Annotated in this window: 7 protein-coding genes, 1 other RNA gene and 9 pseudogenes; 6 read left to right on the top strand and 11 right to left on the bottom strand. The window is 50.2% G+C overall.

What is annotated here, in order from left to right; translation table 11 throughout:
- Positions 1-695: TerC/Alx family metal homeostasis membrane protein (locus BG74_RS07750; RefSeq protein WP_244267431.1), on the top strand; the 695-nt coding region annotated here is incomplete at its 5' end.
- A 172-nt stretch (positions 696-867) separates the two neighbouring features.
- On the opposite strand, the pseudogene BG74_RS13980 reads toward BG74_RS07750, so the two are convergent.
- Positions 868-1,292: pseudogene (locus tag BG74_RS13980) on the bottom strand (YgjV family protein); the annotation flags it as partial.
- A 113-nt stretch (positions 1,293-1,405) separates the two neighbouring features.
- Positions 1,406-1,889, bottom strand: a pseudogene (locus tag BG74_RS13975) (altronate dehydratase); the annotation flags it as partial.
- A 145-nt stretch (positions 1,890-2,034) separates the two neighbouring features.
- Between BG74_RS13975 and BG74_RS11430 the strand changes: the two are divergent.
- Positions 2,035-2,608: pseudogene (locus tag BG74_RS11430) on the top strand (FCD domain-containing protein); the annotation flags it as partial.
- 944 nt (positions 2,609-3,552) lie between these two features.
- Here the strand turns inward: BG74_RS11430 and BG74_RS19820 are convergent.
- The 4 genes and pseudogenes from BG74_RS19820 to BG74_RS19810 all read right to left on the bottom strand — a co-directional run.
- Positions 3,553-3,767 (bottom strand): annotated as a pseudogene (locus tag BG74_RS19820) (5-oxoproline transporter, DUF979 family subunit); the annotation flags it as partial.
- A gap of 1 nt (position 3,768) precedes the next feature.
- The coding region (locus BG74_RS19815; RefSeq protein ID WP_369678539.1) for a 5-oxoproline transporter, DUF979 family subunit at positions 3,769-3,926 on the bottom strand (158 nt) is incomplete at its 3' end.
- A gap of 34 nt (positions 3,927-3,960) precedes the next feature.
- Positions 3,961-4,086: a 5-oxoproline transporter, DUF979 family subunit gene (locus BG74_RS19050; protein WP_256364246.1), complete on the bottom strand. Its 126-nt coding sequence runs from the start codon at positions 4,084-4,086 to the stop codon at positions 3,961-3,963.
- Between the two features lie 25 nt (positions 4,087-4,111).
- Positions 4,112-4,330, bottom strand: a pseudogene (locus BG74_RS19810) (5-oxoproline transporter, DUF979 family subunit); the annotation flags it as partial.
- Positions 4,331-4,432: 102 nt separating this feature from the next.
- Here BG74_RS19810 and BG74_RS07715 point away from each other — a divergent pair.
- The gene (locus BG74_RS07715; RefSeq protein WP_066597629.1) at positions 4,433-4,756 is read left to right on the top strand and encodes a hypothetical protein; all 324 of its coding nucleotides are present in this window, start codon (positions 4,433-4,435) and stop codon (positions 4,754-4,756) included.
- Here BG74_RS07715 and BG74_RS19805 read toward each other — a convergent pair.
- A pseudogene (locus BG74_RS19805) lies at positions 4,750-4,872 on the bottom strand (hypothetical protein); the annotation flags it as partial. The gene BG74_RS07715 and the pseudogene BG74_RS19805 sit on opposite strands and share 7 nt — an antisense overlap.
- 1,135 nt (positions 4,873-6,007) lie before the next feature.
- Between BG74_RS19805 and BG74_RS07700 the strand changes: the two are divergent.
- The 3 genes and pseudogenes from BG74_RS07700 to BG74_RS07690 all read left to right on the top strand — a co-directional run bounded on the left by BG74_RS07700 (position 6,008) and on the right by BG74_RS07690 (position 8,724).
- The gene (locus BG74_RS07700; RefSeq protein WP_066597623.1) at positions 6,008-6,679 is read left to right on the top strand and encodes a DedA family protein; all 672 of its coding nucleotides are present in this window, start codon (positions 6,008-6,010) and stop codon (positions 6,677-6,679) included.
- A gap of 387 nt (positions 6,680-7,066) precedes the next feature.
- A complete protein-coding gene (locus tag BG74_RS07695) occupies positions 7,067-7,252 on the top strand; it encodes a hypothetical protein (RefSeq protein WP_187202778.1) in 186 nt (61 codons plus the stop codon).
- Positions 7,253-7,771: 519 nt separating this feature from the next.
- Positions 7,772-8,724 (top strand): annotated as a pseudogene (locus BG74_RS07690) (glutathione S-transferase family protein).
- A gap of 64 nt (positions 8,725-8,788) precedes the next feature.
- Here BG74_RS07690 and BG74_RS07685 read toward each other — a convergent pair.
- The 4 genes and pseudogenes from BG74_RS07685 to BG74_RS17905 form a co-directional block, all read right to left on the bottom strand.
- Positions 8,789-9,638: pseudogene (locus BG74_RS07685) on the bottom strand (LysR family transcriptional regulator).
- Positions 9,639-9,677: 39 nt separating this feature from the next.
- On the bottom strand, positions 9,678-10,064 hold the full coding sequence (locus tag BG74_RS07680) for a hypothetical protein (protein WP_066597621.1): 387 nt from the start codon (positions 10,062-10,064) through the stop codon (positions 9,678-9,680).
- Between the two features lie 405 nt (positions 10,065-10,469).
- Positions 10,470-10,844: RNase P RNA component class A (gene rnpB, locus BG74_RS07675), an RNA gene on the bottom strand.
- 75 nt (positions 10,845-10,919) lie between these two features.
- A pseudogene (locus BG74_RS17905) lies at positions 10,920-11,241 on the bottom strand (SAM-dependent methyltransferase); the annotation flags it as partial.

The following is an 11,241-nucleotide window of genomic DNA, read 5'->3' as shown; positions in this document are numbered from 1 at the left end:
CAGCCGATAATGTGTTCGTCTGGCTGATACTGTTTAGCTATTTTGCCGTACCGATTTCGCTTCAGCGCCGCCTATTGACCTGGGGCATTCTGGGCGCCATCGGTCTGCGTGCCGTCATGGTATTCGCCGGAAGTTGGCTCATCAGTGAATTCCAGTGGCTGCTTTATGCCTTCGGCACTTTTTTGCTATTCACCGGCATCAAGATGGCCCTGCCCAGCCATAAAGATCGAGATATCGGTAATCGCCCTCTAGTCCGCTGGCTCTACCACCATCTGCGGGTGACAAATGAACTGCACGGCGAGCGATTTTTCATCCGCCGAGACGGTCTGCTGTTCGCCACGCCGCTATTACTAGCGCTGATTATGGTGGAATTCAGCGACGTCATTTTCTCTCTCGATAGCATACCGGCGATTTTCGCGGTTACGACCGATCCGTTTATCGTGTTGACCTCCAATTTGTTTGCCATCCTGGGGCTGCGGACAATGTATTTTCTCTTGGCCAATGTGGCCGAACGTTTCTCGCTGCTGAAATACGGACTAGCGGTGATTTTAGTCTTTATCGGTATCAAGATGCTCATTGTGGATATCATCCATATTCCGGTCACCGTCTCGCTGGTCATGGTAGTGTTCACGCTGACGGTAACGCTGCTGAGCGCATTGGTTAATCGGCGACAAAAGCGAGTCGGGCAACCATAGCGGGGCGGCGACCCGGCGGTGGGAAAGGTTTATTCCGTTGGGGTTATACGCCTGACGCGAAATGAAACCGACATTACTCGCTATGGCTCTGGCTTCTGTGCCAGCAGCGCATTAAAACACCCATGTTCTCGGCGGCGGCACAATAGCGCGAGGATCACGTCGCCTAGGGCCCAAAAAGCCCCTCTATCAACGAACCTCTAATGGAGCCGACCAGATAATTGTGGGTAATCCGACATGCGATCGAACACCACATCACGCAACGTGTGGTCAAACTGCTACAGCGAAACAGCGCCCAGGTACTAGCCCATCGTACCGACGATCGACAATAATTCGACCCCATAGCGAACTTTCGAAAAATCGAGTCCTAGTATTAAAGGGATAAAACTAGCATGGCCCATAAACTGCGTATGCTGGTTTCCCCACCAGCATACGCAGTTTATTCAGTACGGCACTCATGCCGGCGGTGTTAAGCACCCAATAAAACGAAATGCAGGCCGATTATCAAGCTATAAAACGCTAGCTGCAGCTTAAAGCGGTTAAAAAAGTGGTAATGCCGACGATGAACGCCCGCCTACCGACTGGGAAAATTAATACTATTTAATAATGGAAAATATATGCCAATATAATTGAAAATTAAATGAAAATGTAATTTCGTAATAATACGAAATACCGCTACCTGGCCGACAAAAAAACCGTTAAAAATTACAAGATCACGGCGCTTTTGAAAATTGCCATTTAGCGAAGGTAATAATAAGTTTGACAAACTCGGTTAAGGCCACAACATACTCATATTGTAGATCAAACCTCCCGGCATCGAAATCGATCTAGTGTGGTTTTTTCTCTGCCAGCTCTCTTTTGGTAGCCAATTTCACGGTCGGCACAAAACCGCCGGTAGGGCGTCGTTACCGCGACCAGCGATGAACAGCATCATATATGCCTGCGCCAGTGAGAGCAGCCTTTGTATCCACCGCATCATTGCCTATACGCTTAATTTCAGCACGTCGACCATCTTGCTCTAACCAGCTTTCTGCATACAGTCAAGGGATTTCTCCTTAAGCGTCGTGTGATACCGCTGGATTTATTTCCGGGAGAGGGGTTTTCATAAATAGACTGTTTATAGGAGATAAGGTACTGTTTAAAATCTTTAAGAATATGCACGGTCTTTTCAAAGGTGACTTCGTCACGGCAACGGTTTTCAACCGCTCCAGGGATTTTTACTCCATAGAATCGGGAAATTAAATAACGGTAAGTCAGGGTGCGGGTGGCTGATGATCTGGCCTACAAGGAAAAAGTAGTAAAATAGATACGTGCTAATCCTTCTTTTTGTCTCGCCGGCGAAATTCAGTCCGCCACAAACAGTCCATTTGATATGCTGCAAGCGCGGCAGCTCATCGAAAGTAATATTGCCTAGTTCCCGGCGACCCAGATGTCCATACAGGACATCATTATGTTGATGGAGATCCAGGAGAATACGTGCCAGGAAGACAGATTTCGCGATTTGCAATAGGATCTGAAATTCCACGTCCAGGTGTGGCGCTGGGCACCAGCAACAGCGCGATAGCGTCCATTGTTGAACAAATGTGGATCCAGCGGGTATAACCCTTACTGGATCAAACTGCACGAGCATATCGACGATAAAGCGATAGAAAGCTGGTGCGAAAAGCATGACCAAATTCTCAAGGCGCTAATCCACAAGGATCCCTACGCGCCCAAACTGGCGATGTGGCAATATTTGGAAAATGCCAAGCAGATGCTGTTCCATACAACCACAGACGATTTTGAATCCAGCATTGACCGCTATGTTTTTAGCGATAACCCATGGTGTACACCCGGACATTGTGGACCACCGGGGTAAAATAACCAACGCACCGCCGCCAGCTCAGGCCTCGAAGGTTAGCAAAGCGCGAAGGTAGCAAAAAATTTGCATCCATATAGTTGGTATCCAAATGCGCCGCCCGCCACCACTGCCAGGGCGAGGGTGCGCCAGCACAAGGGACAGCTGAGGTTCAAGCCGTCGAGACGGGCAATTTTGCTGTCAAAGCGATCGCTGACAAAGGACCGGACGGAACAGTGTTTCCGGCTGTTGCGCGTCAAGCTTTGGCAAGAACGCCTGCTACCAGGCGCTAAACGCCGTATCTGATAGACAGCGGGACAATATAGACTCTTCTATCAGCGTCGGTGATAAAAATTCATCTCCCGCCAGCTACCATGCATGCCTAGCAGGCACGATCTCCGCTGAACCAGAGCTTCTCTCCCTCGACCAACATCGATTCCAGCGGCGCATCCTGGGTTGCCTCGCGCGTAATCCAGCTCTAACAACGCCGGCAAAGGCACTGTTAAAGTGCGTACCGGTGTGGATAAAAGGGATAGGTTTGCAGCGGCCATAATCTTTTGAAACTCGTTACCATGTGATCCGGTGATCCGCCAGCGGCGCCAGCGCCCTCGATGGTAGCGGCTCAAATGATCGTCGTGACCGGCGCTAAACTCAGCGACCAGTTTTAAACAGCCAAGCACAGCCGTAGGGCCGCGGCCGCTCAAAACCGCTATGATTGGGCTTGGTAAAATAGCCAGTTCTTGCGCTATCGCCTCGGGCTTGAGGCAATGCGCGGGCGGCTTCCGCCTCCGCAAGCTAGGGAAAGCGGTTGGCAGTGCGCGCAAAATAGTTATGTACGCAAGGAGTGCCAGTCATAACTGCCGAAAAAACCGGATGCGGCGCGCGGTCCGTTAATGTCCCGTTCGTCCTGCCATTGTGCATGATGTAGTTAGTATATTCGCTCCCCACATGTCCCAGGGCAATGCGCGCCATAGCTGCGCATAGCTGCGGGGCCCGTTCGCCGTCCAATAGAAACACGTCGCTTTACATGGTAGTTATTCTCTTTTCCTTATTCTCTGGATTGAATAAAAAACGGAACACCAGCACCGACATTAAAATAATATTAATGATTAACAATATGATAGTGGTAGGAAACTTCACCTTGATGACCCTATGCTGATCGGAAAACTTCCGCAATGCAGCGGGAACAATATTAAAATTGTCCGTCATAGTGGTCATTAACGTGCCATAAAAACCGCNGCCACCATGCCGATGTTGGATATTATGGCCAGTTTGCCTCCCGTGTGGCCGACGATAATAGGTAAATCAATGCTGGCGGTTATGATAGGAAATGCCACAAATGCGTTGCCCATAATAATGGTGAACATCACAATGCCGATGCAGTAGGCGGCGACCACCGTGATGATAGGTATTCCTAGCCTAGCGGGATTCCTAGCCTAGCAGGATGACATCGATAATCACCCCAGCCAGGACGAAAATTCTCCGCAGTGCTACCATCACCTGCGGCAGAACACTGTCCCAGACGATGGCATCCAGCAGCCGCCGGCCTTCTTTCATCGTGCTGGCGCGGACGTCTATCGCGCAATATCATCAGCGCTACGAAGTGCGCGACGATAATACCTAGGTCCAGTGCGGCCAGTGTGGAAGAACCGCCGGGGATCAGAATTGCGACGTTCCAGATTAAGCCCTTAAAGACAAAGGTGCCGAGCAGCTTCACCAGGGGAATCAGCAACGCCAGAATGAATAACCGGTTGCCAAAGCGGCTAGCGCGCACTTCCCGCTGTTTGAGAGATGTTTCCAGGTTGCTTGCCGCGGCCTAATCCACCGAGCTCCAAGAACAGCGCCACGACTATCACCAACAGAACATTTACCAGCGCCGGCACACAACTACTAACTGAAGAAAATGAAAATAATCGCATTAATGCCCAAAAAGCTGGCGCTTTTCCGACGTTTAGAATTAAAACTATCACGAAGGTTGATTATAGCCGTGGCGGCAAACATTGATGCCCACCAGAAAATAAAGCGCATCCAGAATTGTTCATTTATACTCCCCCGACAATCGAGCTTTGCTCTGCGCGGTATAGCGCCGGATAAGCGCGTGCTGGTAAAATGCCACGCGGCAGCTATGAATAATAAACGCGAAAAAGGCGGCGGGAATGTCCCAGACGGCAACATACAAGGAATCGATAATATAATCGTTTTACTCCATAAACCCTTTTATCAATAAGATGGTGGTAAATACATCTTCGCCGAAGAATATGCCGATATTATAGCTACCGCCGCACCTTCGGCCATAGGGGTTATCAGTGGACGCATCATTTGTACGTGGCCGCCGAGTGCGTCAAGTCCAGTAGCGTCATATCATATGGTAGCAATTTTAGTAGCGATTTTGCACATAGGCGCTGCCAAAATCGCTGTGATAAGGCCCGAGAGCGTTACGACTACCATGTGATTGAAACACAGTGCAAAACTGATAATAACGATAACGATAACGATAACGATAACGATAACGATAACGATAACGATAACGATAACGATAACTATTAAAATATAATGATGCTTCTAAAAATGGTGAGAATTGCCTTCACCCAACTGATTGAAGGTTTAAGGAATAACCTTACGCTATCCATCTCAAAAATTGGAAAATTTACAATATATATTCTAATTAATTAGAATATATAATTACCAATACTTTTTTAAAAGAATAAAAATGCACGCTGGTCACCAGGGCAAAATCAGCCTGATGAGAAACGAAGCACGGAATTATCATCACTATGCGTAAGGGATTAGAGCACGCGTGCAGGATAGCTATAGTGTGAACTATCTGCAATGTAAGGAAGTCTACCGGCATAAATATCTTTACCACTGGTTTTTTATGCTATTTAATTATCGTATAGTGCCACAAATAGCCATTTTTGCCCGCTAACCGACGGGACCCTTTTTCCGGCTAAACACGCTCTCTTTTGTTCGGCAACGCTTGCCACCCTCCACCCATTCCCTGTCGTGCTGGTCGCCACTTTAGACTCATTTTCACGCCCTATGAAGGGCGCTGCCGTTTTGCGTCAATAAAGACTTGCCACCGCTATTTTGTAGCGCAAGAGTCCGGGCAGCGTCGGCGTTTAAAATCGGTAAGCGTGATTTTATGTCAGCTGATTTAAAACTGATAGCACTGGCATTCTCATTAATATCGTCCATCTTAGGATATTTTCGGCTATATTTTTCACTGTCTCAATGGAGTTGATTTTGTTACAGTATGGATATTTTTTGTACACTTTAGCCGTTCTACACGCGGTTTTTTCTCTCGCTTCAGACGCAGGGACAGGTTTTGCCGGCGCGGATAGAGAAGCGTTTGCCTCACAGTTTGCCGCTGATAGGAGCGTAAGCTCGCGTTCCAAATCTAACACCGTGAGTTCGCTTGCTCTGTTCCGATTAGTCGGCAAGCAGTAGATGATATGCCGTCAATGGTTGAGAATACACAATGGATATATTTAAGGAACTTTTTGACGCACTATGGCAACAGGATTTTGAAACACTTTCCGATCCTAGTCTGGTTTGGATCATTTATTTACTGGTGTTTATTATCCTTTTTTTGGAGAACGGCCTACTGCCCGCCGCCTTTCTACCCGGTGACAGTTTATTGATATTGATCGGCGTACTGATTGCGAAAGGGACACTGAATTTTCCTCTGGTGCTGTTGCTTCTGACCGCTGCCGCCAGTTTGGGCAGTTGGATTAGCTATATACAGGGGAAATGGCTGGAGAATAACCGGGTGGTCAAGAGCTGGCTAACGCATCTACCTGCATATTATCATCAGCGGGCGTACCGGATGTTTCATCGCCATGGACTTTCGGCTTTGCTTATCGGCCGGTTTGTCGCGTTTGTACGTACGCTGCTACCGACTATAGCCGGTTTGTCCGGCCTAGGAAGTTCGCGTTTTCATTTTTTCAATTGGATCAGCGCCTTTTTATGGGTTTTTATCTTAATGCTAGTCGGATTCATCCTCGAGAAAACGCCAGTTTTTCAGCGCTATGAAGAGGTATTAATGCTGTGCCTGATGCTGCTGCCGCTGGCGCTCTTGACTATCGGGCTATTGAGTTCAATGGTGGTCATCTGGCGCCATAAACGGCTTACCAATTCGGATAAAGAATGATGAAAGTATCAGGTTTTGGCCGTACGAAGCGCTTTCGTCTCGGTTTTCTGGCGGTGGCGGTGTTTGTGTCGCGGACACTGTGCCACGACGACAGCATGCTGTAAATCACTGTTGCCCGCGAACGCCGGGGTTCGCTGGCGGCTGGTTTTTTCTCTATCAGCTACTTAAAGATCGCGGTATCTGCGTGAAAAACATTACCCCGCCAAAAACAGTATGATTATTCGTCTGGGACCACCCATGAACAAGCACAGGCGGCGTAATTTAGTGCTGCAAAGTCACCTGATGGAAGGGTTACGCGATTAGGTTGCCTTAGGTTGTGGTAGAGACTCGCCTACGCCTGGACTTAGTGGGGCTTTAGGAATATAATAAAAAATTATTCATATGGTTATGATGGTTAGTACAACGCTGATGTTTGCCGTGTTTAGTCTGATGAGTCTGTTAGTATTGGTGATCCTAGCTATCGATCCGCAATACCGCCTGACGGCGATCGCCACCACAACCGGCATACTACTATTGCTGTCAATCGTCGGAGCAGTTGACCTTAGCCAATGCACGAAAATCCTCGTCACATAGCTCCACGCGCGAGGGGAGCTGTAGGTAGATCGTAACATTCTGAAAATATTCAGGATGAAATTAAAAAAGAAGAAGCCGCAGCAAGCACGCGGAATCGGTAAAAAAACAAGACTGCTCAAATCCTTGATCTCATCTTAGATCAGAGACGACGTAACCTTGATCAATCCGACGCTAGCTTCCCTCGGTGTTGCTAAAAACCGTGATATGCTCGCCCTCCACCAGCCGACTCTCCGCCAGGGTCTTAACGTGATGCAATACGCTAGGAGCGTAGCAAACTAATACTATCGGCTTGCCAGCGACTAGAAAGAGGGAACCTCAAGGGGCCTACCTCTCTAAGCCCGTCGGTCCAAGCGAGCGAAGGGAGTAAGTGGGTAAAAAATCCGACACCCCGCACTTTCTCCCGGACGGGGTGGCCTCAGGGGGAGTCAAAAAACAGAACGGCATGATATTGAGAGTAGTGTGAAAATAGGGTTACTCGTTGAAGGATAGTAGCAGGAAAAATAGCACAATACCTCCACCATCGGTGAATATTTTCATCGCTCATCGTCAGTGTTCCGCAACTGGATAACGCCCGACGGCAGCGCTGGTCCTGAAGGGCTCTGTAGATTTCTCGCCGAAGAAGCCGACCGCTACCATTTTACGTGTCATTGCCTGTTCATTGGGCGCACTACACTCTTCTGGTACGTCAATTGAAAGGATTATCCAGTTATTCCTCGTCTCGGTGACCCATCCGCTGATGCTCGAGAACAGCGGGGCCTTCAGCCGGGATTTTCTCGGTGCTACCGGCGATCGGCGATCCTTTGTTTAATAAACCGTTTCTTTATCAACTCTATTTGCATGTGGATCCCGGCTAAAGCTGCCGCGTCACGGTGCCGGTGCTGTAGATAAGCAACAACAGACCATTGTCAGCAATGAATCGGCGAATATCCTGCGGATATTCAATAGCGCGTTCGACAGCGCCGGCACGATGACCGGCGATTATTATCCTCCTGACCTGCGCACCGCCATTGACGAGATTAACAGTTGTCTACACCCACAGGTGAAATAATAGCGTTGACAAAGTCGTCTTTACCACCTGTCAAGGAGGCCTACGATGAAGCCGCATACGGAGTTTTCTAGACCTTGGCACATCTTAATGAGATCCTCAGCTGGCATCACTATCTGACTGATCCCCGCCTGATCGAAGCGGATTTACAGTTGTTGACTACGCTTATCCGCTTTGATGCAGTGTACCACACCCACTTCAAATGCGATCGTCATCGCCTGAGCGACTATTTGAACTGATTAGAGTTTTACGCGATATTTATCAGTTGCCTGGTATTGCTGAAACGGTGGATTTCGCCCACATTCGACACCATTATTTCCACAGTCATCCCACTCTCAATCAGCACGGTATTATTTCTATCGGGCCACAGTTCGATCTCGGCAAACTCCATGGCCGCTCGCAGCGTTTAGACGCCAGCGAGGCGTGACGCGTCAATCGCCGGATTGCGGCAGTAGACGATGGCCAATCAATTTGGGAATTTCGCGTAGGAACTACGAGTTAGATTCGCCCATACTATTTCGACGCCAGGCCATGATGACATCGCTGCCGGCGCTATATTCCGGGCTCTAACCACCCGCCAGCAGCCCGGTGGCGATATCTTCATCATCGGGTATGGCATCGTCGCCACCTCAGAATCCGGTGAGCAACGCCTTATGTTTTTATGTTTATCCGCTATCGTGCTCACCGGTTAGGAGCTGCTGTTTATCCAGCAATTGCACCTTCAACACTGGCCGCTCGCGGGCAGTATTGGAAATGGCGATCCCACGATATTTGGCTCGGGTGACTTGGGACAAGCGACTCCGGTTCCTGGTAGATTGGATGGTTTGGTGCTGGCGACGTAAATATTGAGCAAGCGGCAAAGTTTGCGGCTATTGATTTCTGACGACGCGCGGAAATATAAATCCGGCGCGATGACGATATCGGCCTACCTTTGTTCCAGACACTCCCGAGCGCCGGTCAGAATTTCATCAGTAACGAAAACCTAGGTGCTGGCTTTGTGCGCCAACTTGTCTTTCAAAGGAAACAGTTTTTCAGCGGGGACTAGAGCTTCGATCACCAGCGTTAAATGGATTGCCCACCCGCGCACCAGTGCCTACGCATCGGTGGTAAGCTTATCCGCCGCTTCCAGCAACATACGGCCGACATTGGTATTTTGTGCGGTGATCGAACCGGTCGAATAAGACCACATCCAGCTCCTCCTCGAATTTCTGCATAGTATGGCTAGCACTGAAGGCACCCGCCCCAATTCATCCTCCGCAGTGGCACAGCTGCCGAGCCTATCGATCTCATCCATTACCCGCATGGCTTCTCTTCTAGCGTCAATATCCGGTCTTTAGCCATCGGATCTTCTCATGCAGGATTTTGTATATGTCGTCCAGATTAACTTGCTAACAATCCGCCGTCCAGCCGCTTACGCTTTATCCGGACCATGTGGAGACAGATGATGCCATGATTACTTGTAGAATAGCCAACAATATGGCTAAAAGGACTTCGGATGGTTGTAGGCACGCTACACCTTTTCTTTTGGCCACTATTTCGATTCGGCCTTTTTGCAATACGCCTCGCTTCTGGTACTTGGAGCTGGATCAGGAAGTGCTGGCGGTCAGCACCACCTTCTAGCTGCAGATCTATCCCGTAGGTGTGTTGAATATCGTCTTGTAGGGCGAAGCTGAATACTGCGATAGTAACGGTCATGATATCCACTTCGCCACCCCGGCGAATCGTTGATGCTGGCTGCCCAGCCCAAGCGTTAGCTACAGTGAGCATAATATCGGCGTGCTACCACTAATTCGCGTAACTGTGACTCGATGACTGCCCCACGCGGAATAATCCCGCCGTGCAATCGCTCATTCTACCCTCAGCCGCCTATGTTCTACTGGTCTCGCTACAAGGGGAACATGGGAGCCTACGTCTGCGGCATCAGACCGTAGGTGCATCAGGTGACGCTGGCAGCGGGATAAGAGCCTGACGGTAACACTTAACGGCCGGCGCGCTTATCTACAATCGGTGTATGGCCAGTATGATGAGCACTCCCTGATACATTGCGAGCCACAGCGCCGTTGCAGACACTGTTGATTTTTGGCCGGCAACGACCGACCGGCAGTAGTAAAGCCCGTGGGCGTAAACGGCAAAAAAAACCCGCGCCAGCGTGGAGGCGCGGGGTTAACGCAAGAGTGGAGTTGACCGTTAAGCCGGGTTCTGTCGTGGACAGTCATTCATCTAGACCAGCGCTCGCGCGCTGGCTCAAGCAGCCTACCCGGGTTCAGTACGGGCCGTACCATGTGAACCCCTATTTGGCCTTGCTCCGGGTGGAGTTTACCATGCCGCGAACTGTTACCAGCCGCGCGGTGCGCTCTTACCGCACCCTTTCACCCTTACCTGTTCCCGCTTGTGTGGGCCATTGGCGGTTTTCTCTCTGTTGCACTTGTCGTGGGTTTGCACCCCCCAGGCGTTACCTGGCACCCTGCCCTATGGAGCCCGGACTTTCCTCCCCCCTGTTTCCCCTTGTGGGGACGACGGCGTAGCGGCGACTGTCTGGTCAACTCCTGGGCGGAGTATAGACACTTTCCCGGCGCTTGTCATCCGCGATATGCAGTCCAAGGATTAAGCCGCCGAGTCGCGTTACGCTTTTTGTTGCCGCTCGAGGACATAGCGGTATAGCGCATTCTTTTTCACACCGTGGATCTCCACCGCCAGCGCCGCGGCTTTTTTCAGCGGCAATTCGGCCAGCAGCAGTAATAACGTGCGCAGCGCCTCCGGCGGCAGCGCATCGTCTGACGCGCGATAGCCGTCGACGACGAGTACCATTTCGCCGCGGCGGCGCATGTCGTCTTCCCGCACCCAGGTCAGAAGCTCCCCGATGGGCGCGCCGTGGAAGGACTCCCAGGTTTTGGTCAGCTCCCGCGCCAGCACCACATAGCGCAGCGGCCCCCAGGCGGTAACC

Origin of the sequence: Sodalis-like endosymbiont of Proechinophthirus fluctus (assembly GCF_001602625.1) — a bacterium.
Lineage (GTDB): Bacteria > Pseudomonadota > Gammaproteobacteria > Enterobacterales > Enterobacteriaceae.
This window is presented reverse-complemented; position numbering and strand designations above follow the sequence as displayed.